Below are 25,203 nucleotides of genomic sequence, written 5' to 3'. Positions count from 1 at the left end.
CATTCACGTGACTAGCTCCCCTTGGCGCTTCACGCGCGATCGACCGGGCAGGTTGTTGGTCCGGCGTCTTGCTCTTTGAGTCACGGGACGGCGCCTTGCCGAGCCGGTCGTAAATCGCCATGCCAAGCATTGTGAGGACGAAGAGGCCGATCGAGGCGATCGCGTCAGCCGGGTATGGGAGCAGCCAAGTCAGAAACGTCAGGACGGCGACGTAAGCCGTGACCTGGACCAAGCGGCTCAGCGGCCATGCTGTCGGTTCCGGTTCGGGCGGTGGGGGAGCCGCGACAATCTTGATCTGGGGCATCGGTGATTCCTTCGGGATTTTCGGTGGTCTGCTCCGAGCCGGTGGCGCGGATGATCATGATTTTTGATGCGCGAAAATCCCGCCCCTTTGATTTCCGGATTTCTGATCCCGCACTTAGGCCGCGAGGGGCAGTTCGAATCGGGGCGGGGGCATCAGCAATTCGAGGATTCTTGTGCTGAGGTCGTGCGCGCGGTCTTCGACGAGCAAGGCGCTGTTGATCTCGTCGAGGATCTCGTCGGTGATCGCCGCAACGTTCAGGCAAAGCAGGTGGAGGTTTTCAACCGGCCAGCCCGCCCGCTTCCAGATCCGCCGCTTGGCCTCGAACGCCGGAGAGACGTCCTGGGCATCGCCATGTCTGGCGATCTGGACAAGCCGCGTGCCCGAGGGAAGGACCGTGATCTCGAAGAAAATGCCGAGCTTGTCGCGAACCGAGAGCATCTCGACGAGTTCGGGGCCCTGGTACAATTCCAGGCCGTCCGCAGTCCTGACGTATCGAGCCTTATGGAAGATCGAAATCATGTGGTGAGTGCCCCGCCCAAGATAGAAGACTTGTAGCGCGGGTGGCTTTCGCGAGGCTTGCAGCCGAGCCCCTTCGGCACGACCGGTCTTTCTTCTCGGGCAGGAGCGCGGCCGGAGGGCGTCGCCTTCGGGCGGGCTTAAGGCACCGCGTTCAGCGGATCCCGACGGCCGCTTCGACGGCGGCCGCTTTGAGGTTTTCCCAGAGCGTATTTTCGAGCGAGCGGAAATTCTCCGTCGCGATGCGGCCTCGCCGAAATTCGCTTTTCAGTCGGGAATGCTCCTGGCGCCTGTGCTGGGGAATTTCCCGCCAATGAATCGGGCAGATCCATTCCGCATAGCCCATGACGTTTTTTCGCGTCCGCCGGCAGTGCGGAACGCAGCAATGGATGCGGTCGCTCATGACGCGCCTTCTTGGCACATCCGAGCGGATCCAGATAGCGCCTGGCTTCAATAGCCGAGCTGTTCGCCGCGGTCCTGGACGTTATTCTCAGCCTCGCGAATGATTTTCTGGCACAGGCTGATCGCGTCAAGATCGTCGAGGGCCTCGGCCCTGATCCACGGACCATAAACATCGTGGTTGGCGAGGTCGTCCTGGACCTCCTGCCAGTCGCGGACCTGCTTGACGCGGCCCTCTGCATAGCGGACGGCCTTCGAGAATGTGTCGTCTGTGGACATGAGTCTCTTCCTGGTCGGGTTAGGTGGGCAGCACACCGGGTGGTGCAGAGTTCGCGCTTGGCGCGGCGCCGGACGAATCGGGTGTGCTTCTGGAACTGAAAGGCCCGCGTCACCGGACGAGGCGATCGATCATGTTCCTGATCGCGTCGAGCCGGCCGGCCTCGGACATGTTCGACGTTGCGGCCAGAGCCGCGATGGCCCGCAGGATCACCTTGAGCTCGTCGGCTTCGCTCCTGGGCTTGTCGACGAGACCGGCCGGAACAGGTCCTCTGAGCCGCGTCCAGTGGGTCGGTTGAGACAGTCCCTTGGCGAAGGGATCGTAGTCGCTGTCGAGCGTGCGCCAGTGACCGTCGACATATTTGCACACGAAGAATTCCCAGCCGACGTTTTCGGCGTAGAGCAGGAAGGCTTCATCGGTGTCGGTCGGTGCGGTCTCGATCGACTCCCAATTCTGGCCGAGCAGGAGAGCCGAGGTGGCGAGCACTTCGCCGAGATACAGGCGAGCGAACTCGTTGTAGGAGGCCTGCACCCTGGCACTCAACTCGGACGGCATGCCGCCTGACCGGCAGACCCGAAGGTAGGTTCCGAACGCATTGCCGATCGCTTTTCGCGTCTCAGCGACTTGCGGAACGGTGTCGAAGAGATCGCTCATCAGCAGGATCCTGGAGAGTACGGTGAGGGGCTTTGGCGCGATCGAGGCTCAGAAGGGCCGTCACGACTGAGGCAGAGGCCACGGGGCGCGTTGTGCGAGCAGCTCTCGCGTCCCCTTGTCGGTGCTCGGCAGCTTGACCCCGAAGATCGAGCCGAAAAGCGCTTTGCTTCTCTTGTTGGCAAGGCGCAGGTGATCCCCGAACTCGCCCGTATGGGCGGCGACCAGCAGCGCCTCGACCCAGTTCTTGTGGCTGGCGCACTTCGGCTGTCCCAGCAGGTCGGCGAAGCGCTGGGCAGCGGTCTCGAGGTCAAGGCCCGAATAGAAGGCCCGAGCCGCCGAGCACTTGTCGCTGTAGGCGGCGCCGGCAGTTTGGGCGTCCTTCTCCCGCTGCTCTGCCTTGCGAACGCGCCCGAACGCCGGGGTCTCGTCGTAGAGAGCACCGAGGGCATCGTCGAGGGTCACGCCGGGCCGTAGCTTTCCATGGCTCATCTGCGGCAGCGCGTGAGCGTTCCGCAGGAGAGGCTCCCGATCGACCGGAACGACGTAGTAGTTTTTCTTGCCCTTCGGCCGGAACAGACGGTTTCGATGGGCCGCAATGAACTCGTCGCGGCCCATTTTGCTGACGTCTGGAGTCGATGCGATATTGGCATCGCAAGCGGGCTGAACTGGTGCGGCGGCGAGATCGCTCATAGGGACCTTCTTGGGAATTTTGTGGATTGTCGGCTTTCTCGGAGGCCATCAGAGCTTCAGCTGATCGAAGAGCCCGATGATCCGTTGGGCTTGCGGCAGGATCTGCGGCCGCAGGCACTCGTTGAGCAGGACAGACGCTTTCGCATCCCACAGATCGCGCCGCTCGCCGGTGCTGAGATAGAACGGCCATGGCGCCTGGGTCTGCTGACGTCTCTCGATGAAGATGCGACAGACATCGAGGGCTTGCTCGAGCGTGAGGCGCATGCGCCAGCTGTTCGACCACGTGTCCGACACGCTGAGGGCATCCATTCCCGCATAGAGCGCCTCGATCTCGGGAAGTGTCAGTGCGCGGGCGTCGATGATGACGGGCAGCGGCCTGGATCTCTTGGCGTGCTCGGCGATCTCGGCGTCGAGATCCTCCTGTCGGGCCCAGAACATCTCTCCCGCGCCAGCATTACAGGCATCGATCCGGAGCACGAGAACGGGTTGAGGGCTGGCCTTCAAGCGGACGATCCGGAACGGGCCGTAGATCGTCCCGGCGAGGGAATCCCATCCGTATTTGCGCTCGAGGCCGGAATGACAGCCGCCGATATCGTCGGCCTGGCCGCGCTCACGTCCAGCGAGGCGGTGATCGGCGAGCAACGCACGAACCTTGGGCGCAGCTGTTTCCGGGGGAATCGTTCCGCCCAGAGCGGCGACGGCATCGGCGACTTTCTGAAAAGTTTTTCGGGTGGCGGAACGCGGATAGCGCGCCATGGAATCTCCGGAAATCATGAGGTCAGAGAAAAGCCGCCCGGTGGGGCGGCTGCGCCTTCAGTCGGCTTTTTCCGATCGGAGTGCCTCAAGATCCTTTTCGATCTCGTCGGCTTCCTGCTCGAGTTGGGCCGCCCGCTTCTCCAGCGCCGCGGCTTTGGCCTCGGCATCGTCGCGCAGCTTCTTGGCCTGGTTCCGGAGGTCCTTCGCCTCTCGCTCGGCGAGGTCCCGCTTCCGGCCGAGACGGACGGGATCGTTCGGACCGGAGATGCCGCAGGCCTGCGCTTGCTGCCAGCTGTAGCATTCGTCGCGCTGCCATGTGAGGCAATAGGAGCAGATGCCCATGTTCCGCTCTCTAGATGGTGGTCTGGGGCGCGACGACGCCGAGGGCTTCGCGCAGAATTGGCTTGATCTCGTCGGCCGCGCGGGCGTCTTCGGCTTCACCCCAGCCGTCACTCAACTGGCGGATGATCCGGTCGGCCAGAGTGTCGAGGCCCAGAGGATCTGGAGGGCCGGATGCGGGCGCTCCCGACCCCGAGGTCACGAACGAGCTGAGGGTGCGCCGGATGAGCGGCGCGATCTCGCCTACCGCGGTCTTCCCCTCGTCCTCACCCCAGCCGTCGCTGATGTGTTGGATGATTTCCGCGGCAAGGTTGGCAGGCACCATCTCCAGGTGCTCTTTTGCGCCATAGTGGACGGCTTCCTCGGCAACACCCTTCGCGATGTCCAGGATCCCGGTCAGCGTCGTAATGCGGTCTCGAAGCGTTTGGGCGCCGTCACAGCCGCCCTCAAGGGCCAAGCGATTGCGTCCGATCTGATACTCGACCTCCTTGATCACCGTTGCGATCGGATCGCGCATGGGGAGACTCCTTTTGAGCGGATCTTGTTCTGCGGACATGGCGGCACTCCTGGCGAGGCGGGATAGGGGTGTCGGATCAGTCGATCTCGAGAAACACCCGGGCTTCCGGATCGTCCAGAAGATCGCGCTGTGCGGCCAGCAGTTCGCCGAACTCGGTCTGGTAATTAGTCTCCCGGCCGAACTCATCGCCATTGATGATCTGTTTCTTGAGGTCGATCCTGGCGCCGGCGATCTTGCTGCGGTCGACCTGAACAGAGGTGATGAACTCGTCATTGCGGATGAACGCGAGCGCGTCGCTCAGATCGAGGCTCGAGAGGATGGATTCCGCGGATCCAGAGGTCACGGCAAAGGTGCGAGAGACGCCGGAAAAGGCAATACGGCCATTCGACTCGCGCCGGCGGATGACATTGAGTGCGTAATTGTAGGCCATTTCGATTTTCCTGGGATTTTGGGCCAAACTCGATTTTCAGCCTCGCTCAGGGTGAGCTCAGAGAATTGTCTCGGTTATGGAGCCGTTTTGTGAAGGTAGGCGACCGGGCATGACAAGCTGTGCAATAGCGGCTTGCGTGGATGGAGCGGCTCCGGAGAACAGAATTTTGGGAGTCGCTGGAGCTTCCTCAGTAGGGGCATTACCGTCGCCAAGGTGTTGCATTGGTGGGCATTGCTGCTCGCCATTTTGCTCGAGGATCGAGATTAACGTGGTCGATAGCTATCATCGATCCGATCCATTGGAACAAGAATGAGCGACAACCCATTTCCTGAGCGACGGCAGCTGAGTGCCTCTGGCCCGGGTGCCACATTACGGGAGACACCTATGATTTTTCGAACCACGGCGATTGCTGCGGCATCTGTATTTGCGCTCGCCAGTGCCGCCCAAGCGGATGGCCTGCGTCCGGTCGAGGCCCAGAGCATCAAGCTCGGCAAGGCATCCGGAGTTGCGTACTATACTGTCGAGCGCGACGGCTTTCGGGTTGTCGCCACCCTGGCCGAGGAGGACCAGGCGCCCATCCGTCTCGAGGCGGTGCTCGCCCCAGGGCAGAGCGTGATCCTCTCTACCCCCGGCGAAGCGAGTGCACGTGATGCGATCGAGGTCAGCCGCCAGGAGGATGGGGTGCTGGTCCGCAACACGACGGTAGCCAGCAACTGAGCCGGATTTATCGGTGCAAGTTGAGAACCGGCTAGCGGCGCAGAGTGGAATCCCACTCTCGCCCTGAACTATATTTCAATGACACAGTGCGTCGGCCGTATTGCGCGCCGTTCGGAACGAGACCTTCCATTGATTTCTCGAACCGGGGTCAGTTGCTCGCGGGTGCTGAGGGCGCAATCGCGAGCGGCCCGTTTATGTGATTTTGAGCAAATCTCCATTCGGTTCCAATATTTAGGCCCCAAAAATTGCCAGTGACCAAGCGAAAGAAATATCGGGAGTTTTGTCTCCAACTCCGCTCCTCAATTTCCTGAATTTGGGAATTAGTCTCACGGCGAGATGCTCTGTTCTTGCTCTGTTCTTGCGCGGAACACCGCTTTACGTTGTCCCTGCTCGCGGACTACCGCAACTACTTCACCTTCGAGATCATCATGACCGACCGGAACGGCGGCCGGACCACCATGTCGAGCCGGGCCGTCAAGGGCTCGGGCGGCGAGGCGCAGGCCCCCTTCTACGTAGCGATCGCGGCTTCGCTTGCCTCCGCCTACTTCCCGGGCCTGTCGCGTGGCCGTCCGAAGGGGATGGGCCTTGCGCTGTTCGACGAGGCCTTCAACAAGCTCGATGTTCCGAACACGCAGGCCCTGCTCACCTTCTTCAGCGACATGGGCCTCCAGCTCATGATCGCGGGTCCGGAGGACAAGCGCGCGACCTTCACGGAGGTGCTCGATACCATCATCCTCGTGAACAAGTCGCTCGACGGGAACTCGGTCTACGTGGATGCGGAGTTCCCCGGCTCGCTCGCCAAGCGGGAACTCGCCAAGATCAACCCCGATCACGTCGGCATCGAGGGATTCCGGCAGATCGCGGCGGAGTAGTCACACCGGTGTCGGGGAAGCGTGCGATTGCCCGCACTCGTGCCTTCCACGCTCGGTGGATGCTCTCTGACCGGGAAAACGAGCCTCATGCGGGCCGACGTGCGATGAAGTCGATCTCCACCAAAGCACCGACTGCCAGCCCGGTGACGCCGATGCAGGTTCTCGCGGGAAGCTTTCCCGGCGCGAAGTAGGCCTTGTAGATCTTGTTCATCGCTTCGAAGTCCCTTTCGAAATGCGTGAGGAAAACGCGCGCCGACACGACATTCTCGAGCGTCAGCCCGAGTCCCTTTAGAACGAGGATAAGGTTGTCCATCACGCGCCTTGTCTGGGCCTCCACGCCCTCGGGCAACGGCGCGTAATCGTCAGTCGGATCGGTCGGCATCTGCCCCGTCAGGAAGATCCAGCCATCGGTTTCGGTCGCGTGGCAGAAGGGTCCGACGGGGGTTGGCGCCTCTCCGACCATGTGAAACTTGGTGTCTGCCATCTTTGTCTCCTGTTGGATGAAACTTGAGGAAAGGGAGGAATTATCCGCAGGCGGTCACGCAACGAGTGAAGCACTCGCCTTCCGGGGCTTTTCGAGAAGGCCTGAGAGAAGAGACAGCGCGCTGTTCAACTGCGAAGCGTCGTTTGCAGCCGAAATGCACAGACGGACTGCACGAGACCGTGTCGCGGGCGAAACGGTGAAGAGGTCTCCAGGCGCGACGCCGACCCCAAGACGCTCTGCCTCCAATGAGAATTCCTGGGGCGTCCAGCCATTGGCCATTTCTAGCCAGACGTGGAACGACTGCGGGTGCCGCTGCATGTGGTGACCCTGGAGCAACAACTCCGCCGTCGACTGTCGTTGCTTCATCATCGCTCTTTGATCGGCGGCGATGCAGTGCAGGAATCCAGTTTCAATCATGCGAGCTGCGATCTCAGCCGTGAGCGGGGATGCCATCAGTGTCGTGGCGCGGATCGCCAGCCCCACCTTCTCGCGATACGACGCCGGGAACCGGAGAAAACCGATTCGTAAACCTGGTCCAATGCACTTCGAGAGGCTCGTCACGTAGAATGTGAGGTCGGGCGCTTGGCTGCAAAGGGGCCGGACGCGCGGCTCGAGCAGGAAACCGTAGACATCGTCCTCCACGATATGGATGCCGTAACGACGGCTGATCTTCGCAATGTCCTCGCGTCTCGCCTCCGACATGAGGGCTGTCGTCGGGTTGTGCAGGGTCGGTGTGCAGTAGAGGACCTTCGCGCCGCTCGTGCGGCAGGCATTTTCGAAGCTATCGGGCACCAGGCCCTCGCCATCGATGTCGATGGCGACCAGCTCCAGCCCCAGCATGGTGGCGACCGACTTCATCCCGAAATAGGTGAAGGCCTCCGTCATCACCCGTCCGCCCGGAGTCGTCAGCGCGGAGATTGCCAGCAGCAGGCCATGCTGGGCACCGGCGGTCACGGCGACCTCGCCGCCTGCGTCCGACAAGCCGTTGAAGTCGAGCCAGGCGCGTCCGGCTTCCCGGTGGTGAGCATGACCGAGGTCCACCTGGTGGGTCATCAGACTGGCGATGTCGCAGTCGCGGCTCAACTCCTCGATGGTTCGCGCTACTAGCGGACTCGTGGGCGCATTCAGCGGAAAGTTGTGCGACAGGTCGATGAAGCTGCCGGTGGATGGCGCCTCGGAAATTGAGGGAGGCGCATCACGCACGGTCTCCGCGACGAAGGTTCCTCGCCCGACCTCGCCGCTGATCAAGCCCCGGCGCCGCAATTCGGAGTAGGCCCGCGAGGCGGTCCCGACGTCGATGTCGAGCTGCCGGGCCAGTTCGCGGTGCGTCGGCAACTGGTCGCGGGCCGACAGTTTACCGGACCGGATCGCGTCCGAGATTACTTGGACGATCGCCCGGTAGCGGGGTCCAGGAACTTGTCTGATAAGATCAGCCCACATCGTGAAGGCGATTGAACACCGATTGACTTACTGATGGCAAGAGCTTTTCATGGCAATCCCCAGTTGGGGGTGACGCAAACACATTGCCTGAATTTTTATTCGGACAATGTTTATTTGGCAGGCTCGCGACGCGACTCTTTTTACTGTCGATACAACTTCAGGCGTCGATGCGTCGAAAGCCGCCCGAAACGAGGGATGGAAACAGATGTCGGAGCAATACGCAGTCGGATCGGAAGACTTCGCCCTGTCGAGGGTTCCCGATCACGCCAGGATGGGATGGTTCGATATCAGCCTCAACTACACGGGCTTCGTGATCATCCCGACCGGGCTCATGGTCGGCGTGATGGCCGCCATGCACTTCTCCTTCTGGCATGCATTCTGGGTTCTGGCGGGAGGGAGTGCCATCGTCGTCGTGAACGCCATCCTGATGGGTTACATCGGCTATCGCGAGCGGACGTCCTATGCGCTCACGACCCGTTTCGGCTTTGGCGATCAGGGAAGCCGCTTGCCCTCGGCACTGCTCATCATCACCTCGCAGGGCTGGTGGGTAATCCAATTGCTGCTGATCATGTCCTTCTTTCCGGATATCGCGTTCTGGAAGGCCGCGGCTCTCCTGATCGCCTTCGGGATCCTGACCACGGTGACGACGCGGACCGGACTTCAGAAGGGGATGACGTGGTTGAACCGCATAGCCATTCCGGCGCTGCTGGTGCTCTTCGCGATCTCGATCTACCGCGCGGTTGGGGTGGCCGGCGGCTGGGATGCGGTGGTAGCGGCACCACCGACCGCTCCCGGCGAGATGGGCACCATCGCGGCGATGGTCATGGTCGCGGCTCTCTGGATCAACGGCTCGACAGTGTTCCCTGACGTGGCCCGTTACGCGAAGAATCCGGCAAGCGTCATCGTGGGAGCCGCCAGCTCGTTCACCGTCGGGTTGTTCGGACTCGGAATGATGGGACTGATCTTCTACAAGAGCCTCGGCGTGGAGGATTTCGGTCCGGCCTTCGCGAAGATCGGATTGACCGCGTTCGCTTTCGTCGTCGTCTTCGCCCAGATCTGGACGACGAACCAGAACCAGATGTACTCGAGCAGTCTGGCCATGGCCAACGCCTTCCGGATGAAGCGGACGACGTGCGAGACCATCCTGCTCGTGATCTCCCTGATCATTACGGTCGCGCTGTCGGCATACCCGTTCCAGAGCGTCTTCACCGGGTTCCTGATCTTCCTCGGGCTGTTCCTGACGCCTGTTCCCGGAGTGGTGTTCGCAGAATACTACGTCCGTCAGCGCATGAATGTCCCGACGCGGCTCGAGGATCTGCCGACCGTTAACATGCTGGCTCTCGTGACCTACTTCGTGACGGTGGCGCTCAATATTCTCCTTTGGGCGACGGTTCCGGAAGGTGCCCCGATCGGCCTGATCACTCTTAACCCGCTGACGGCGTTTGCGATCCACCTCGCCGCCAGTGCCATCATTGGGAAGAGGCTGCCGGCATTTGCTATCAGCAAGTAACGCCTCGAATAAAGTGTGCGGGTCGCAAAGCGACCCGCTCTACGGCGGAGAAGTGACACCGGTGTCGGGGAAGCGTGTGATGGCGTGAGATCCCGCCCTCGGGGCGTGGTAGGCATTTTCCGATCTGGAACCGGACCTCATGCACGCACCGTCTCCGACGACCGTCACCACCCTCGCAGAACTCGAGACGCTCTACGGCGAGGTCGGCGAGGCCTCCCGGGTGAAGGAGACGGACCGGCTCATCCCCGAATACCGGGCCTGGATCGAGGCGGCCCCCTTCCTGGTGCTTGCGACGAGCGGACCGGAGGGCCTTGACTGCTCGCCGCGCGGCGACGTCCCGGGCTTCGTCCGGGTGGCGGACGACAGAACCCTGCTCATCCCGGACAGGCGCGGCAACAACCGGATCGACTCCCTGCGGAACATCGTGCGCGACCCGCGGGTCGCACTGTTGTTCCTGGTCCCTGGGATGGGCGAGACCCTGCGTGTCAACGGGCAGGCCGCGATCTCCGCGGTGCCCGACCTGCTGGACAGCTTCAGCATCGACGGCAAGCCACCGAAATCCGTGCTCGTGGTCCACGTGGGAGCCGTGTTCTTTCAGTGCTCGCGGGCCATCGTGCGCTCCGATCTGTGGAACCCGGAACGACACATGCCCCGCGGCTCGCTGCCGACCGCTGGGCAGATGCTGGCAGCCGCCAGCGGCAATCGCGTCGGCGGTGACGACTATGATCGCGCCCTGCCCGAGCGCGTGCGCGCGACCCTGTATTGAGATATCCCTGACGCGAGATCAGTTCATGCGTCGTGCCCAACTCGTATTCACGCGAGGCGGGCGCGCATCCGAGGTAATCGAGATCAGACGGAAAGCCGACACGATGGCGTGAGATCGTGCGCGGGGCAGTGTTCTCCGATCTGGAACCGAACCGCATACTTCGGCAAACGCCAGTGGCGCATGGAATTCTAGGCCGCTTCAGGAAGCATTACGGTTGCGACCAGTCGATCAACCAATGCATCGACCTCTGAATCGGCGCGAGCGAGTGACGCCTGAAGGCGCTCGTCGGCGAACTCGTCGTATTCGGATGCAATCGACTCAAAGGCAGTAATGCCGAGGTACCGGAATGCCGTCCGCACGCTCGACTCGACGTGGTTGAGATGGTGGATGCGTTCGTTCTCGTTGTAACCGTAATCCCCGCGCGAGCTCAGCACGACGAGACGCTTCCCGTGCTCAGTCAGGAGCGGCCAATACGGGTCGCCGGGGCGCGTGCGGTCGAAGCCGAAGGTGCGCCCAACCCGGACAATGTTGTCGATGTAGGCCTTGAACTGCGCCGGCGGGCCGAAATTGTACATCGGGATCCCGGCCACGATCACGTCCGCTTCGATCAGCTCGTCGACCAGGGCATCGCTTTCAGCCAGCACCTCGTGCATCCACGGCTCGCGCTGCTCCGGCTTCGTGAAGGCGGCATGGATCCATCGGCCCGTCACTGGCTGCGGCGGACTCTGCCCGACGTCTCGATAGATGATCCGGTCCCTCGGACGCGCCGCCGCCCAGCGTTCGACGAAGCGGGCCGTGAGCCGGCGTGTGTGCGAGCCGAACCGATCCTGGTCCGAGCGCCTCGGACGGGCGCTGGCATCGATATGAAGAAGGGTCGCCATGCTGTTTCTCCGATGAGTGGCCATCCCTCGCTCCGACCGCGGAATGACCGCTCAGGATGATCCATGCTCATCCGTCACGCGCTGCAATTCAGGGCTGAGGCAAAGGGCGTGAGGCGACTTTGACGTCCAGATTGTCGTGGGACAAATTCGAATTCCTCATTCGTCAGGTGAGCGTCGCTCAGCTATGAGGAGCTATGAGGAGACTGCCGCCGCTTGCCACCCTGCGCGCCTTCGAGGCCGCCGCCCGCCACCTGAGTTTCAAGCGCGCCGCCGACGAGCTCGCCGTGACGCCGACCGCGATCAGCCACCAGGTCCGGCTGCTCGAGGAAACCCTCGGGCAGAAACTGTTCGAGCGCCGGACCCGCCGCGTGATCCTAACAGCTGCCGGAGTCGCGCTGTATGCACCGCTGCGCGACGGCTTCGATGCCATCGCGGAAGCCGTCGAGCGCGTCCAGGCGGTCAAGGCTCCCGGCGCGGTGACCCTGACGGCCACGATGGCGTTCACGTCCAAGTGGCTCGTGCCGCGCGTCGCGGTGTTCCGTACCCGGTTTCCGGATATCAACCTGCGCCTGCTGGCGTCCGACGATGTCGTCGACCTTCGGGCCGGCGGCGCCGACATCGCGGTCCGCTATGGTGGTGGTGCCTATCCGGGCTGTCGATCGCAGTTCCTGTTCCAGGGATCATTCGCGCCGGTTTGCAGCCCGGGCCTGAACGTCCGCGATCCCACTGATCTCGACGACCATGCCCTCATTCACAGCGAGTGGCGGCATGTGGACGAGCACACGCCCGTCTGGCCGCGCTGGTATGCCGAGGCCGGTGTTCCCTATCGACGCACGGACAGCGCGATCGTCTTCAGCGACGAGACGCACGCGATCCAGGCGGCCGTGGCCGGACAGGGAATCGCCCTTGTGAGCCTGGCCCTCGTCGCCGGGGAACTCGCGACCGGAGTGCTGGTCGCTCCGTTCGGGCCGGCCCTCGAGGGCCATGGGTTCCATGTCGTGATCCCGGACAGCCGCGCGAAGGACGAAAATATCGAGGCCGTGCGCGACTGGCTGGTTGGTGAGGCAGCCGCCTCCGTCAGCCCGATGCCCGCCTGACGCCAATCGGTGCTCGTCCTGAGTGCGGAAGGGGCCACAAACCGCGCGGGATTTTTGTCAACGCAAAATAAGAACCAGCTGGAGGGCTGTGGGTGAACACGCTCCCCAGCTGAATCCGGCGTTGTGGGGGAAGAAATTCCCGGCCTGGTTGCGGCCGGCTACCGCTCGTCGGTTTTCGCCTTCACGCTGGCAATGGCCTCACGGATGGCAAGCCGAATAGCCGAAGCTCCGAAACCCTGGTCGGCCAAGTCGATCAACTCTTGCTGGCGTGCTTCCGAGACATAATCGTTGGGATCGATCGAATCCACGAGTTGGTCGATGCGGTCCATGTGTTCCGGGGCCGTCGGTCTCTGCTCCTTGGGTTTTCGCACAAGATAGGCTCGTCCGGGGCCGAGTCATTACCCAGGAGGCTGCATGGGCGGGGATCGCCAACTCTGGTTGGCACTGCCTTGAGGAGATTACGGTTTTCGCCCCTTGCCCTGGAACCTGCCCTCCCCTCAGAGATCGGAAAGCGGAGATATTTATTTTCGCGTCGGCGATTTTGTCGTCGCCGGCGCGGAGATCTCAGACCTCACCGTGCTCGCTTCAGATGAAGACGAAGTCGTCGTAGGTGAGTTGTGCTTTGCTAACCCCTGCGAAGGTGATCGTTCCACCGTCCGCGAGCTTCAGCACGGCATCGCCGTCGGCGTTGTCGAGGATGTTGCGGTAAAGCGTTGCGAAGTTTTTCACGCCTGCTGCCGCTTTCGAGAGCTGGATGACATCGCCGCTCGTCGGCTCGAAGTCGAGGATGATGTCGTGTCCCGAGCCACCCGTCCTGTAGCGGAAGATATCGGCTCCGGCGCCCCCGGCGAGAATGTCGTTGCCGCCTGCCCCCTCCAGGATATCGTTGCCCTCAAAGCCGAAGATGACGTCCGCCCCGGCTGTTCCGATGAGCGTGTCCTTGCCTGAGGTCCCTTTGAGGGTCGGCATGTATCCGGCGAGCGGGTCGAGCGCCCAGGCTTTGATGTAGTCGATCTTGAACTCGGCCGGGAAGGACGTGGTCCTATCGGGATCGCCACCCCAGCTGCCGCCGACGGCAAGGCCGGCCAACAGGTACATGGGCTCGTCCATCCCCTGCGGTGTCGCCATCGAGCCGACCTTCTGACCATCGAGGTAGAATGTGATGGTCTCAGGGGTCCAGAGCGCGCCGTAGGTGTGGAAATCCTGCGAGAGGTCGATCCCCGTCTGGATGCCGGTGGTCTCGAACTCGTGCGCTCCGTTCGTGCCGCTCCAGTGTGCCCCGACGTAGTAGGTGGTTGGATCCTTTCCGAGCAGTTCGAGCACATCGATCTCGGGCGGCCAGTTGCCGCTTTGCGGGAGGAGCCAGAAAGCCGGCCAGAGGCCTTGGCCGGAGGGCACTTGAGCGCGGATTTCGAAATAGCCGTAGGTCTGCGAGAATGTCCCGTAGGTGTTGATCATCCCCGACACGTAGGGCAGCCCATCCGTCAGGCCCGTGTCGGGTGAGGGGTTCGCCGTGATCGTGAGGATGCCATCGCCAGGCTCTGAAGGATCGGCGACGATCTTGAAAGGATCGAGGTTGGGATATTTCTTCACGACCGGCGTAGAGCGGTCGGCAAAGTATTGCTTCTCACCGTTGGTCGAGAGGCTGCGGCCACCCCACCAGTATTTCATTCCCCAACGAGACGTGTCGAGATAGTTGCCTGTGAACTCTTCCGAGAAGGTGAGAACATATCCGTCAAGGTTGAGCGTCGTACTGCTTAGGTCCGCCAATGGTGCCCCCTGCTTATTGCTGCTCTCCCGCTGTGAGGGAGCATGCGAGCAAACTCCAAGCATGAGTTCGTCAACGCGCCAACGTGGCGAAGAACCTCAGGATCCGGTTGGAGCTTTGGCTCTGCGACAGCCAAGCCGATCAGGGTGTGCCTGTAAAAATGCGTGACGCCACCGATTTTCAAATGCGCACTTCAGAGTCATTTTTTGAGCCGAAAAGCCCACAGTTATAGGCCCTATGATTTTTATAGCTTGACGGTGCCGGCGGTCATTTCTATGGCTTCGCTCGGATTCGGATTTATGATTCTCGGCCTGAATTTCAGGCTCTAGGCTCAGAGGTTCGTTTCTGCCCCTTGATTACCAAACTTAGCCCCACCCCTCAGTGACTGGAGGGTGGGGTTTTTCGGCCAGCGGCGCGCGACAGCTCTATTACGGTATCACCGTGATATAAGCAGTCACTAACTCGGCGAAATCACCGAACGTCAACTCGTCCGGCTCCAGTCCGCGATCATCACAGATTGTTCCCAGCTGCGACTCAAAGATCTCGAACTCATCCGCGATCTTCCTCCCGCCTGGGATTTTGGTGTCTCGACTTTGGGTGCGAAGCCAGGTGACAACCTGCTCGATACATTTTCTCGGGTCAGCGCCGTGTGCGTGAATGTCAGCGCCGGCGATATCGGAGATGAACCTCTGGTAGCGGTATTGCTCACGGTCGAGCACAAGGGCCCGCTTCGCCTTCTGATTCCTATTCCCATAGCGCTTGGCCCCGAGGAACAGGCCAAGCTCCAAGGGCATGTTGAATCGGGGCAACGGGGGATTCCCATCAACCTCTGTCCGGGAGATGTCGTGAATCCCGTACCGACACTTCTCGATGATTGCCTCGATCTTGGCTAACCGGTTCTCGGACGAGTCATCCTCTTCGAGCGCGCATCGTGGGCTGAACCCAGAGCGCAGCACGGTGAACACGATCCCCCAAAAGATGGGCTTGTAGGTGGAGTCGAACGGGCAGTTGATGAAAACATCCCGAGCCGAAGTCGGCGCAGTCATTGTTTGGTAGTCGAATTCAGCGCCAATCCTGTCTTACGAATGGTCTCGCGAATCTGTTGGGCCGTGAAGTGTGTGGGCTTTGCCTTGGCTCGAAGCACAGTTACGCCGTCGCTGGTCTTTCCAGCAACTCTGGAACGGCTCGCGCGGTCAGATTTGGCCGGCGATCTGGATTTCGTTGAGCGTTTCTTCGCCATGGTTCTCATATTGAGCCTAGCCTACTCCCGTCAAGCTCCCCTGCCCCCGTACAAATGGAAGCGCTATCCTATCTCGCGGACCATCTACCGACAAGCTTAGGTCCGCGGCTCCTGTCCCGAAACACAGGCTCGCCCGAGCAGCTCGCGATCGAGATCTATCACCCGGGCCCGCCTAGCGTCAGGGGGTCTTCACGAGGCCTGCTTCCGCAAGCCATGCGGCGAAGCGGTTCTCGATCTCGGCCTTGGCTGAGGTGGCGTCCTCGGCCCTGCCTCTCGAGTCGTCGATGTAGCGATGCTCCACATTGAACACGGGCACGATCTCCCACCGGACCCGGCCTTTGTCGAACTCCCGATAGGAGCCGATGAGGCGCGTGCCACACCGGGCTTCGATGACCTCGGGGAGTTCGATGCTCGAGGTCCAGATGAGAGTCGTCTGCAAGGGATGTCTCCGTCGTTGGAATCGCGATGAGTGTGCGCGGGCGATTCGGATCAGGCCGCGAGCACCTCGACGTCCGGCCCGCCCTTGGACAAGGCATACTCCGCGATCTCATAGAGCCGCGCGGTATCCATGTCGGAGACCTTGTCGAGACGCTTCTCGCAGGCGTCCCGCAGCGCTCGGGCCGAGACACCGGCCGGGTTGTCGGCGTCATAGCGGAAGCCGACATTGCGGAAGGCTTCGACCGCATGGCCGCCGGACCAAGTCACCTGCGGATCGGACACCTCGACGCCCGTGACCACGAGGGTCGGCGCGGCCTGGCGGTAGGAGACGTCGTCGTTCGTATAGACCGACACGAGAAGGTTGTTGCGGACCGCGAAGTCCAGATGGGCCGCGATTTTCGCCTGCAGTGCAGGATCCGCGCCCTTGGCGACCTCCGCGAGGGCATCCGGGTGGACGTCGGTCGCGACGTAACCGCATTGGAAGTCGTCCACGAAGACGATGCCGGCGCGATCGCGCGCGAGTTTGCTGATGCCGAGCACAAGAGCAATGGCCTCGTCGCGGGTGATCTCGAGTTCCCGGGAAGGCGCTCCGGCCTGGTCGAACGCGGAGGGGAGGACAGCGGAGATCGTGACGGACATCGCTCGTTTCCTTTTCGGGATTTTCCAATCGGGCGGGTGCAACCGAACGGGCTGATTTTCGGGAATAAGGTGTCTTCGTCTGGAGCACTCTCGTGCCGCGATCTGATTACTCGTCCTCACAGCAAGGGAGGCCCAGCGGGAGGTGTTCTGCAAATCCCTTGGTGCGCGATCGAAGAGGATTGCGGACTCGTTCGAGTTGTCGGCTAGTCGTGAGCCGGTGTTCGCGAAACTACGGCTCCGCTGAAACGAAAGCTCTTTTTCGGCATTCACTCCGTGAGCGCATGCGCCTGCCGCTTCACATGCCGGCGAGCGAGCATGCGGATCGTCATTGAACGAACCTTGGTGAGAATGATGAGCAGTTATGGACAACGGTCCGGGCTGTCGCTCGAGAGCTTTTGCCAGCGCGTGCAGCCTGCGATGATCGCCGACAGATTGAAGCAGAGCCTTCAGGATACCGTAGAGGCTCCGCTTCCCGAAAACCTGATTGCGCTCCTCAGGCGCCTCGAGGAGTCCCGCAGTTGAGCCTCTGATGCCCAGAGCAGTTATGGCTACCCCGACGGAGAAACGCCGGATCCTCTCTTGTGGGGGATGTCGAGCTGCTCGCGGAGGTTTGGCTTCTGACATCCTGGACCCCTCTGCGCTTGCTGCGCAGAGGACTGACCGCTAGAACAAACAAAGAACATAGTCCCCGTGCACGGAGGAGCTCTATTCTATCCGCTCTCCCGCAACCTTGACAGATCAGAGGCCCAGGCGGATCACCTGGACAGGTCCACATGAACCAGATGATGCGCCCCAGGCAGGTCGACAGCGGAACTCCCGTCGAGGTGCTGGCCGGCACGGTCGAGCGGGTCACCTTCCACAACCCCGAGAACGGCTTCTGTGTCCTGAAGGTGCAGGTCCGGGGCAAGCGGGACCTGGTGGCCGTGGTCGGGCACACCCCCACGATCGGCGCCGGGGAGTGGATCACCGGCAGCGGGATCTGGATCTCCGACCGGGTTCACGGCCTGCAGTTCAAGGCCGATGTCCTCAAGACGACCCCACCGACCGGGGCCGAGGGCATCGAGAAATATCTCGCCTCGGGACAGATGCGCGGCATCGGCCCGGCTATGGCGAAGCGCATCGTCGCCATGTTCGGCGAGGACACCTTCGAGATCATCGAGGCCAACCCGGAGCGGCTCACCGAGGTGCCGGGGATTGGCCCCTGGCGGGCCTCTCGCATCGTGTCGGGCTGGGCCGAGCAGAAGGCGGTGCGGGAGATCATGATCTTCCTGCATGCTCATGGGGTCGGCACCGCGCGGGCTGTTCGGATCTTCAAGACCTATGGCCACGAGGCCATTCAGGTCATGACCGAGGACCCGTATCGGCTCGCGCGGGACGTGCGCGGCATCGGCTTCCGGACGGCGGACGCGATCGCGGCCAAGCTCGGCATGGAGAAGACCGCGCCGCAACGACTGCGGGCCGGCGTGTCCTTCGCGCTTCAGACCGCAACCGATGAGGGCCACTGTGCCCTGCCGGTTGCCCTGCTGACCACTCTCGCCCAGCGCCTCCTGGAGGTGGACACCCAGCTGATCGAGGCGGCCATCGCGGAAGAACTGCAGCGCGGCGAAGCGGTCATCGCTGACACGATCGGCGACGAGAGGTGCATTTTCCTGAAGGGCCTGCACGGATCCGAGCGGGTGATTGCCGAGCGGCTTCTGATCCGAGCCGAGGGAGCGCCACCCTGGCCCGCCATCGAACTCGACAAAGCTCTGCCATGGGTGGAGAGCAAGATGGGCAAGGTGCTCTCGCCCTCACAACGCGAGGCTGTGCTGCTCGTGCTGACCTCCAAGGTCTCGGTCATGACCGGGGGTCCGGGTGTGGGCAAGACCAGCACCCTGGACACCGTCCTGCGCATCCTGGTCGCCAAAGGCGTGCGGGTCCTGCTCGCGGCTCCGACAGGTCGCGCTGCCAAGCGCATGACCGAGCAGACCGGAATCGAAGCCAAGACGATCCATCGCCTGCTGGAGATCGATCCGAAGCATGGTGGCTTCAGCCGCAATGAGGAGAACCCGCTCGATTGCGACCTGCTCGTCGTGGACGAGACCTCGATGGTCGATGTCCCGCTCATGAATGCCCTGCTCAAGGCCGCTCCCGAGCCTGCAGGGCTGCTGTTCGTGGGCGACGTGGACCAACTCCCGTCGGTTGGACCGGGGCAGGTCCTGGCGGACCTGATTGGCTCTGGACGCATTCCAGTGGCACGCCTGACGGAGGTGTTCCGGCAGGCGGCCGAGAGCCGGATCGTGGTCAACGCCCACCGGATCAACACCGGCCAGATGCCGGAGCCGACACAACGAGGTGAGGAAAGCGACTTCTATTTCGTCGAGATCCGCGATCCCGAGGACGGCGTCGCGAAGCTGATCGAGATGGTGCGCGAGCGCATTCCCCGCCGCTTCGGCCTCGATCCGCTGAAGGACATTCAGGTTCTCTGCCCGATGAACCGCGGCGTGCTCGGCGCGCGCAATCTCAATCACGAGCTCCAGAATGTGCTCAACCCGAACCCGCCTGCGTTCGTCGAGCGCTTCGGCTGGCGGTTCTCGCCCGGTGACCGGGTAATGGAGACGCAGAACGATTACGATCGCGAGGTCTTCAATGGAGACCTCGGGATTGTTGATCGCATCGATGAGGACGAGGGTGCTGTTGTGGTGACCTTCGAGGGCCGGGAGGTCATCTATCCGTTCGGAGAACTCGATACTCTGGTGCCGGCCTTCGCGACCACGATCCACAAGTCACAAGGCTCCGAATATCCGGCGGTGGTGATCCCAGTCACCACCCAGCACTACACGATGCTCGCCCGCAATCTCGTCTACACGGCGGTGACCCGCGGCAAGCGTCTCGTGGTGATCGTCGGGCAGAAGAAGGCGCTCGGGATCGCCGTGCGCGGTGGCCAGATGAAGCCACGCTGGACCAAACTCCGGGAGTGGCTCGGCGGTGACGCATCGGCTCGCCGCAAGAGCGCAGCACCGGTTTCCAGCCTGGCTTGACCTCGTCACGCGGCCGCGAGGTTCACCGCTGAGCGTGTCTCCGCCGCCAGCGACGGATCTGAAGCAAACAGCTCCAGCGGTGACGCTACGATTTCGGCCAATGGCCTCTATGTGGCCTACGCCAGCGAGCGGGGAGAGGTTTAGCTCAGTGCAAATGGGTCGATCAGGCGACCGCGATTCCCTCGACCTCGATCTTCCAAGCCGGATTGGCGAGACCGCCAACGATCAGCGTGCTCGCAGGCTTGCGATCGCCGAGCACCTTGCTGCGCCCTTCGCGCGCAGCGGCGAGATCCCCATGGTTCGGCAGGATGGTGGAGATCTTGACGAGGTTGTCCAACGTCATGCCGGCCGCCTTGAGCTGCGCTTCGAGATTCTGCCAAGCGAGGCGGATTTGCTCATCGATGTCGTCGGGGATCGTGCCGTCCATCCTCTGGCCGACCTGGCCGCTGATATAGAGTGTGCGTGTGGCGCCAGATACTTCGATCGCCTGCGTGTAGGCGGCGGCGGGAAGAGGCGCATCAGGGGCATTGAGATCGCGGCGTTGCATCTTGCTCTCCTCTGGTTGTTTGGCTCCAAACTGGCGCCGTAAGCTACAACCCTACAACCTCCATAAACGGGCTTCTGCGGATTACGCAGCCTCAAGGACGAGACCAGCACACTGGAGCCGCATCGATCTCGTTGTCTCGATCGCTGCCAATCGGTTCTGATTTGCATGCGGCCGGATTGGGGGAGGGCAGGCTACACGCCCGCGTCATCGGTCCACGATGACGTCAAGCGGGGCAGGTAGAGTTCCGCGAGAGACACCTCCCCGACCCCTTTCAGACCAATAGCCCGAGCCGTGGCTTGCGAGAGATCAATGATCCTTCCGGCCTTGAACGGCCCGCGGTCATTGATCCGCACGACGACGGATTCGCCGGTTCTGACACAGGTGACCCGCACCAAGGTCCCAAAGGGGAGCGATCGATGCGCCGCCGTGAACGCGTTCTTATTGAACCTCTCTCCGCTGGCGGTCCGTCGGCCGTGATGGAACGAGCCGTACCAAGAGGCTTGTCCGCGCTCAACGCGCCCGGAGGTGGTCTGGAAATCCGGCACTGCAGCCGGAAGTGATGCAACGCCTCCGAACATCGTCAAAGCAAAGACCAACGTTTTGGCGAATATACTCCTCATATGACCCTGCAACGCGAAGGGTGATCGCGTCAGCTCAAGTCAGTATGTGAGAAATCGTTCCAGCGTGGCAGAAAACTACTGGATGATCAACTTGCTTTGAGCTAACTCTATAGCCACGCTAGCATGCGGTGCTGCGAGCTGGAACATCAAAGGTGCTTTTGCAGGCACGTTCTACTTAGCCGATGACGCGAAGGGCATCGCGGAGATCAGCGACGGCAAGCAGCACTGAATGGTCGCCGCAGCGAGGATCATTGGCGACAAAATCCGCGATCGTCAGTCCCGCATCCGAAAAGCGCCTCTCGTATTCGTCAATCGAGAGGCTTGCATGGTAGACGGCCTCACCTTCGACTGTACCGAGCACCTCACCTTCCGAGGGCCCTACGGTGACAAGTAGCGCACCGCCAGGGGCAACATGACGACAGAGACGCGGGATCACGAGCCGTTGCTCGTCGGCATCGAGATGGAAGAAGCTGTCCCAGGCGATAACCGCGCTGAAGGCCTGTCCGAGATCGAGGTGACGCATGTCGGCCTCGATCCACCGTGCATCCGGGAAGCGTCTTTGCGCAATGGCAAGCATTGGTGCAGCAAAATCAATCCCGCACACGTTGCGACCGCGTTCGATCAGATACCGAGCGATCGGCTCCCCGGATCCGCAGCCGACATCAAGGATGGTGTCGCCAGGACGTGTCACCGAAAGAAGGCGATCCAGCCATACCTTCTCAAACAGATCCCGCCCACGCTCGGCGTCCCAAGCGATAGCGTGCCTCTCATACACCTCACGTGTCCGGCACTTGACATCCTGCATGAGCGGCTTCCGGTCTGGATATTTCGACGCTCTCCTTTGGCATAGGAACAGGAAGAGAGCGAGCACCCAGGAAACGGGCAGGAATGCCGGCGGTGCATGGCAAATCATCCATGCATATGTTTCGCCCTGCGACCCAACAGGAGCGCAGACCCGCTGCCTAACCTTGGGCTGGGATCCGCCCGCATTCTGCGGGCTCAAGATCGTGGAAATAGACGTCGCTCAACTCGAGCGTAAGGCCTATGTTACCCTTGGCATCGGTCACCTGGATCCGCCAATTCTGACACCTGGCGGCTGAGGCAGCGTCCTCTTGGCGAAACTGCTGAATGGCCTCAAGAGCCTCCGCGCGGGCATCTTCGAGATCGAGAATGTCTATCCCAGTCCTGTCGCGAATAATTTCGTATCCATTCACGAGATGGAAGTAGTAGCGCGTCATGATGGAGGCCTCCGTTTCAGTGACCCCCGGCCCCTTGAGCGAGCGTCTATCACGCCCCGACATCCATCGAATCAATCAAGGATTCGCTTGGCGCATTGGTCATCGCGCGCCGTCTGCGGCCTGAAACAGAGCGGCCACTTACGAGCCCGGAAAGAGACCCCGCCCAGGGTGTTTGTGCCGGACGGGGTAGGTCAATCCAGGGAGGAACGGGTCGGAATGAAACCGGCCCGAACCCAAGGCTGCGCCGATATGGTTAACGATCGGTTAACAGCCTCGCGCCTCGTCCCGAAATAGAGTTGTTCCATACGCTTCGCGCTCGGAACTGCTCCCGAGTAGCGGCATTGCTCCTGTGGTGCGGCGAGTCACGGCGGGCCTGATCACCGTAGACCGGAGCCTAATGCCCAAAATCATTGAAACGCGGATCCGATCTATGCCTCACGCTCCAATGAAAGTGAGCGCTAGTGGGCCTTAAGGCCCTCTTCGCGAGCAGCGAGAAGCGCCCGGGCATAGGCCGGCGGCGCCCACCGGGCCGGATGAGCGCCGGCGAGCTCGGCGGCGCCGATCACGCCATAGACGAGGTCGTCGTCCCGGAAGTACTCAGGGACGCTGCGCGCCTGCTCGATCTGCTCCTGCTCGTAGGCGCAGAGTTCGTCACCCTGCACCGGCTCGTAGGAGAGATAGGTGTAGCGCACACCATGGCCGTCCTTTGGAAAGGCCTCGAACGACGCCTCGATGGCTGCCTCGAGTTCCCGACAGCTCGGGGCACCCTCGAAGGTCGCGACCTGCGCATAGATATCACCGTCGCGAACCCAGCGCGGGCAGTCATCGCTTCCTGCGTTCGAGACCTGGTCGAACTTTACGATGACCCGGATCAGGGACGGATCAAGAGCTCCCTCCGCGAGAGCAGCAGCATCGGCCATCCGGAACGGAAACGAAGTGATCATCGGCGTCCTCTCACGGGGTTTGGCAGCAAATCGGATTTGCCCTCCCCTGCCCCTCGATGGTGGTCGGGAAACCGAACCGCTGGTCTGGTCGTTGGATCATCCGCAGCCGTTCCGGGACTGGCGTGCCGGAATGAGTGCAATGATCCAGAGGATTGTTGACGCTCGCGCTTGCGAACACCACATGGCTCTGTCTATCCCGAGCGGCATTACCGCGAAGTCGTACGGAGTGATTGGCTACAGTGACGGCACAACGATCGGAGGGTCCGTTCCGCGTCGGACGGTCCAGAACCGGCCTAGGTTTGTTTGCGACCGACACCATCGCGAAAGGAGCTTTCATCATCGAGTATGTGGGCCCGCGGCTCTCGAACGAGGAGGCCGATGAGCGCCGGACTGCGCGCTATCTGTTCGAGGTCAACAGCCGGTGGACGATCGATGGCTCGCCCTACTGGAACACGGCGCGTTACCTGAATCATTCCTGCCGGCCCAATGCCGAGGCCTATGAGACGCGCGGCCGGATCCGGTTCCGGGCGAAGCAGCGCATCAAGGCCGGCGACGAGATCACGTTTCATTACGGCCGGGACTACTTTGAGAAGATCATCAGGCCCCTTGGCTGCAAGTGCCAGCGCTGCGGCTCTGTCGAGGCCTGATGAGTTGGGGCATCGGAGTTGGGAGGGACAGAACAGCTCAAGGAGATGGCTGAGCCAGTGCGACGAACCAGTTGAATTAGACCCACAACCGATAGTGGCCGCTCCTGGACACCTGAGCCCACGACTTGTTCGATAGTCTCAGCCGCTAGCACCAGAGGTCTCATCGACTGCGTGGGAACTGCATCCTGCTCCTTAATCGCTATCTCTTCACGGAGATAGAGATGGAGGTGAGCAAGATCTCAACGCGGCATGCTAGTCCTGGGCCACAGTGATCATGCGGGATAGAGGCGATGCAGTTTGATGCGGGCCTGTGCGGTTGTGAAGTGCCAGTGCGCCGTGGCTTTTGCTCTATTGCGCTCGGCCTCCCAGGCGGCGATCTCGCGTTGGAGCATCGTTCGGTCCTGAAGACGCCGGCCCAAGCATTGGCGGCTGAGGATGGCAAACTCCAGTTCCGCCATGTTGAGCCAGCTTCCATGCTTGGGCGTGTAATGGAAATCCAGCCGCTTCACGAGGCGGCGTGCCTCCGTGGGCGGAAAGGTCTGGTACAGAGCGGCCGGTGAGTGGGTGCTGAGATTGTCGAGCACCACCGCAATCCGCGCCGCCTTGGGGTAGGGCTCGTCCACGAGCGCTCGCATCTGCTCGGCAAAGTCCTTGTTCGTGCGCCGTGATGTCACCTCCACGTGGCGCCATCCGGCCAAGGGCTCGAAGCACAGGAACAGGTTGGCCGTGCCTTGGCGCCGGTACTCGTAATCTACCCGTGCGGGGCGGCCAGGCGCCACCGGTTGGGGAGCGCGCTTGTCAGCGAGTAATTGGAATGGCAGCTCGTCAAAGCAGACGACGGGCTGGTCAGTGAGGTAGGGCGCGGCATACAGGTCGAGCACATCCTCCATGCGCCAGACGAAGTCCGCTCCCACGGACGCGATGCACCGTTGTTTGCGCTGCCAAGGCTTCAATGCGTTTTTTTGAGCGCGCGGCGCACCGTCTCGTCGATGATCGTCTCCACCACCCCGAGCGCGACCAGGTGGTCGGCCAAAAGCTGCATGGTCCAGTGTCCGCGGCCTGACGGCGCATCGCTGCAGGCGAGTGCGACCAGGACAGCCTCCTGCTTGGGATCGAGCTTGGGCCGGCCGCCCGGGCGCGGTTTCTCGTGGAGAGCACCGGCGGCACGGCCCTCGCCAAAGCGCCGCCGCGTGCGCTCCACGGTGGCGGGATGAACATGTAGGCTAGCCGCGATCTCGGCATCGGTCTTGTGCTCATCGGCGGCGAGCAGAATGCGGGCGCGGGTGAGCGTGCGGGCTGAAGCAATGCCCTTATTGAGCAGGCCCAGCAGTTCGGTGCGCTCGCGGCGGGTGAGGTCGACAAGGTAGCGCTTGAGCATGGGAGGCCCTCCCTCGATCGGCTCAACCTACACCCGCCCGGCCGATCTAGCAGCTCCCCTGTGGCCCCGGACTAG

Annotated in this window: 32 protein-coding genes; 8 read left to right on the top strand and 24 right to left on the bottom strand. The window is 62.0% G+C overall.

Annotation, left to right across the window (positions count from 1 at the left end; translation table 11 throughout):
- The 10 genes from BN1233_RS48600 to BN1233_RS29285 form a co-directional block, all read right to left on the bottom strand.
- On the bottom strand, window positions 1-304 hold a 304-nt coding region (locus BN1233_RS48600; protein WP_046867183.1), incomplete at its 3' end, for a hypothetical protein.
- A 114-nt stretch (window positions 305-418) separates the two neighbouring features.
- Window positions 419-823 (bottom strand): hypothetical protein, encoded by a 405-nt coding sequence (locus BN1233_RS29325; protein WP_046867182.1) that lies wholly within the window; start codon window positions 821-823, stop codon window positions 419-421.
- Between the two features lie 151 nt (window positions 824-974).
- Entirely contained in the window at window positions 975-1,223 is a 249-nt protein-coding gene (locus tag BN1233_RS29320) for a hypothetical protein (RefSeq protein WP_147707621.1), read from the bottom strand.
- Between the two features lie 47 nt (window positions 1,224-1,270).
- Entirely contained in the window at window positions 1,271-1,498 is a 228-nt protein-coding gene (locus BN1233_RS29315) for a hypothetical protein (protein ID WP_046867180.1), read from the bottom strand.
- Between the two features lie 109 nt (window positions 1,499-1,607).
- The gene (locus tag BN1233_RS29310) at window positions 1,608-2,150 is read right to left on the bottom strand and encodes a hypothetical protein (RefSeq protein WP_046867179.1); all 543 of its coding nucleotides are present in this window, start codon (window positions 2,148-2,150) and stop codon (window positions 1,608-1,610) included.
- A 60-nt stretch (window positions 2,151-2,210) separates the two neighbouring features.
- Entirely contained in the window at window positions 2,211-2,840 is a 630-nt protein-coding gene (locus tag BN1233_RS29305) for a hypothetical protein (protein WP_046867178.1), read from the bottom strand.
- A 48-nt stretch (window positions 2,841-2,888) separates the two neighbouring features.
- Window positions 2,889-3,596, bottom strand: a complete 708-nt coding sequence (locus BN1233_RS29300; RefSeq protein ID WP_046867177.1) for a hypothetical protein — start codon at window positions 3,594-3,596, stop codon at window positions 2,889-2,891.
- A gap of 57 nt (window positions 3,597-3,653) precedes the next feature.
- Window positions 3,654-3,938 carry a hypothetical protein gene (locus tag BN1233_RS29295; protein ID WP_046867176.1) on the bottom strand — a complete coding sequence of 95 codons (285 nt, stop codon included), beginning with the start codon at window positions 3,936-3,938 and terminating at the stop codon, window positions 3,654-3,656.
- A gap of 10 nt (window positions 3,939-3,948) precedes the next feature.
- A complete protein-coding gene (locus tag BN1233_RS29290) occupies window positions 3,949-4,452 on the bottom strand; it encodes a hypothetical protein (RefSeq protein WP_046867175.1) in 504 nt (167 codons plus the stop codon).
- 76 nt (window positions 4,453-4,528) lie between these two features.
- Window positions 4,529-4,882 (bottom strand): hypothetical protein, encoded by a 354-nt coding sequence (locus BN1233_RS29285; RefSeq protein WP_046867174.1) that lies wholly within the window; start codon window positions 4,880-4,882, stop codon window positions 4,529-4,531.
- 384 nt (window positions 4,883-5,266) lie between these two features.
- Here BN1233_RS29285 and BN1233_RS29280 point away from each other — a divergent pair, with 384 nt between their 5' ends.
- Together BN1233_RS29280 and BN1233_RS29275 are read left to right on the top strand one after the other, a co-directional pair.
- A complete protein-coding gene (locus BN1233_RS29280; RefSeq protein ID WP_046867173.1) occupies window positions 5,267-5,599 on the top strand; it encodes a hypothetical protein in 333 nt (110 codons plus the stop codon).
- A gap of 380 nt (window positions 5,600-5,979) precedes the next feature.
- A complete protein-coding gene (locus BN1233_RS29275; RefSeq protein WP_046867172.1) occupies window positions 5,980-6,471 on the top strand; it encodes an SbcC/MukB-like Walker B domain-containing protein in 492 nt (163 codons plus the stop codon).
- Window positions 6,472-6,556: 85 nt separating this feature from the next.
- Here the strand turns inward: BN1233_RS29275 and BN1233_RS29270 are convergent, their stop codons facing one another.
- Window positions 6,557-6,955 carry a RidA family protein gene (locus BN1233_RS29270; RefSeq protein WP_046867171.1) on the bottom strand — a complete coding sequence of 133 codons (399 nt, stop codon included), beginning with the start codon at window positions 6,953-6,955 and terminating at the stop codon, window positions 6,557-6,559.
- Between the two features lie 54 nt (window positions 6,956-7,009).
- Complete coding sequence (locus tag BN1233_RS29265) at window positions 7,010-8,395, bottom strand: aminotransferase-like domain-containing protein (RefSeq protein ID WP_046867170.1); 1,386 nt, start codon at window positions 8,393-8,395, stop codon at window positions 7,010-7,012.
- A 205-nt stretch (window positions 8,396-8,600) separates the two neighbouring features.
- Between BN1233_RS29265 and BN1233_RS29260 the strand changes: the two genes are divergently transcribed.
- Window positions 8,601-9,905, top strand: a complete 1,305-nt coding sequence (locus BN1233_RS29260; RefSeq protein ID WP_046867169.1) for a purine-cytosine permease family protein — start codon at window positions 8,601-8,603, stop codon at window positions 9,903-9,905.
- Between the two features lie 139 nt (window positions 9,906-10,044).
- A complete protein-coding gene (locus BN1233_RS29255) occupies window positions 10,045-10,671 on the top strand; it encodes a pyridoxamine 5'-phosphate oxidase family protein (RefSeq protein WP_046867168.1) in 627 nt (208 codons plus the stop codon).
- Between the two features lie 188 nt (window positions 10,672-10,859).
- Here BN1233_RS29255 and BN1233_RS29250 read toward each other — a convergent pair whose 3' ends face one another.
- Complete coding sequence (locus BN1233_RS29250; RefSeq protein WP_046867167.1) at window positions 10,860-11,552, bottom strand: FMN-dependent NADH-azoreductase; 693 nt, start codon at window positions 11,550-11,552, stop codon at window positions 10,860-10,862.
- A gap of 194 nt (window positions 11,553-11,746) precedes the next feature.
- On the opposite strand from BN1233_RS29250, the gene gcvA reads away from it, so the two are divergent.
- The gene (gene gcvA, locus BN1233_RS29245; protein ID WP_046867166.1) at window positions 11,747-12,649 is read left to right on the top strand and encodes a transcriptional regulator GcvA; all 903 of its coding nucleotides are present in this window, start codon (window positions 11,747-11,749) and stop codon (window positions 12,647-12,649) included.
- A gap of 158 nt (window positions 12,650-12,807) precedes the next feature.
- Here gcvA and BN1233_RS47405 read toward each other — a convergent pair whose 3' ends face one another.
- From BN1233_RS47405 to BN1233_RS29225, 5 genes are all read right to left on the bottom strand, one after another.
- The gene (locus BN1233_RS47405; protein WP_154678310.1) at window positions 12,808-12,978 is read right to left on the bottom strand and encodes a hypothetical protein; all 171 of its coding nucleotides are present in this window, start codon (window positions 12,976-12,978) and stop codon (window positions 12,808-12,810) included.
- Window positions 12,979-13,234: 256 nt separating this feature from the next.
- Window positions 13,235-14,419, bottom strand: a complete 1,185-nt coding sequence (locus BN1233_RS29240; protein WP_052763972.1) for a family 16 glycosylhydrolase — start codon at window positions 14,417-14,419, stop codon at window positions 13,235-13,237.
- Between the two features lie 426 nt (window positions 14,420-14,845).
- The gene (locus BN1233_RS29235; protein WP_046867165.1) at window positions 14,846-15,463 is read right to left on the bottom strand and encodes a hypothetical protein; all 618 of its coding nucleotides are present in this window, start codon (window positions 15,461-15,463) and stop codon (window positions 14,846-14,848) included.
- Between the two features lie 372 nt (window positions 15,464-15,835).
- The gene (locus BN1233_RS29230) at window positions 15,836-16,096 is read right to left on the bottom strand and encodes a hypothetical protein (protein ID WP_046867164.1); all 261 of its coding nucleotides are present in this window, start codon (window positions 16,094-16,096) and stop codon (window positions 15,836-15,838) included.
- A 50-nt stretch (window positions 16,097-16,146) separates the two neighbouring features.
- A complete protein-coding gene (locus tag BN1233_RS29225; protein ID WP_046867163.1) occupies window positions 16,147-16,734 on the bottom strand; it encodes a hypothetical protein in 588 nt (195 codons plus the stop codon).
- A 348-nt stretch (window positions 16,735-17,082) separates the two neighbouring features.
- Between BN1233_RS29225 and BN1233_RS29220 the strand changes: the two genes are divergently transcribed.
- Together BN1233_RS29220 and recD2 are read left to right on the top strand one after the other, a co-directional pair.
- Complete coding sequence (locus BN1233_RS29220; RefSeq protein WP_154678309.1) at window positions 17,083-17,256, top strand: NepR family anti-sigma factor; 174 nt, start codon at window positions 17,083-17,085, stop codon at window positions 17,254-17,256.
- Between the two features lie 251 nt (window positions 17,257-17,507).
- A complete protein-coding gene (gene recD2, locus BN1233_RS29215) occupies window positions 17,508-19,754 on the top strand; it encodes an SF1B family DNA helicase RecD2 (RefSeq protein WP_046867161.1) in 2,247 nt (748 codons plus the stop codon).
- Window positions 19,755-19,917: 163 nt separating this feature from the next.
- On the opposite strand, the gene BN1233_RS29210 is transcribed toward recD2, so the two are convergent.
- From BN1233_RS29210 to BN1233_RS29190, 5 genes are all read right to left on the bottom strand, one after another.
- Entirely contained in the window at window positions 19,918-20,301 is a 384-nt protein-coding gene (locus BN1233_RS29210; protein WP_046867160.1) for a RidA family protein, read from the bottom strand.
- 191 nt (window positions 20,302-20,492) lie between these two features.
- On the bottom strand, window positions 20,493-20,921 hold the full coding sequence (locus BN1233_RS29205) for a septal ring lytic transglycosylase RlpA family protein (protein ID WP_052763971.1): 429 nt from the start codon (window positions 20,919-20,921) through the stop codon (window positions 20,493-20,495).
- A gap of 175 nt (window positions 20,922-21,096) precedes the next feature.
- The gene (locus BN1233_RS29200; protein WP_046867158.1) at window positions 21,097-21,726 is read right to left on the bottom strand and encodes a class I SAM-dependent methyltransferase; all 630 of its coding nucleotides are present in this window, start codon (window positions 21,724-21,726) and stop codon (window positions 21,097-21,099) included.
- Between the two features lie 157 nt (window positions 21,727-21,883).
- Entirely contained in the window at window positions 21,884-22,159 is a 276-nt protein-coding gene (locus BN1233_RS29195) for a DUF6894 family protein (protein ID WP_046867157.1), read from the bottom strand.
- A 458-nt stretch (window positions 22,160-22,617) separates the two neighbouring features.
- Window positions 22,618-23,103 (bottom strand): hypothetical protein, encoded by a 486-nt coding sequence (locus BN1233_RS29190; protein ID WP_046867156.1) that lies wholly within the window; start codon window positions 23,101-23,103, stop codon window positions 22,618-22,620.
- A gap of 239 nt (window positions 23,104-23,342) precedes the next feature.
- Here BN1233_RS29190 and BN1233_RS29185 point away from each other — a divergent pair, with 239 nt between their 5' ends.
- Window positions 23,343-23,750, top strand: a complete 408-nt coding sequence (locus BN1233_RS29185; RefSeq protein ID WP_082145714.1) for an SET domain-containing protein — start codon at window positions 23,343-23,345, stop codon at window positions 23,748-23,750.
- A 272-nt stretch (window positions 23,751-24,022) separates the two neighbouring features.
- On the opposite strand, the gene BN1233_RS46150 is transcribed toward BN1233_RS29185, so the two are convergent.
- Window positions 24,023-25,128 (bottom strand): IS630 family transposase gene (locus BN1233_RS46150; protein ID WP_147707620.1). Its coding sequence is split into 2 segments (ribosomal slippage): window positions 24,023-24,708 and window positions 24,708-25,128, totalling 1,107 coding nucleotides; the frame shifts between segments, so codons are not numbered across the junction.
- Window positions 25,129-25,203: the final 75 nt, after the last annotated feature.

The sequence above is a fragment of the Microvirga massiliensis genome, from assembly GCF_001006805.1.
In the GTDB taxonomy this organism is placed as follows: Bacteria; Pseudomonadota; Alphaproteobacteria; order Rhizobiales; family Beijerinckiaceae; genus Microvirga; species Microvirga massiliensis.
Note: the sequence above shows the minus strand (reverse complement) of the source record. Positions and strands in the feature narration are given on the sequence as shown.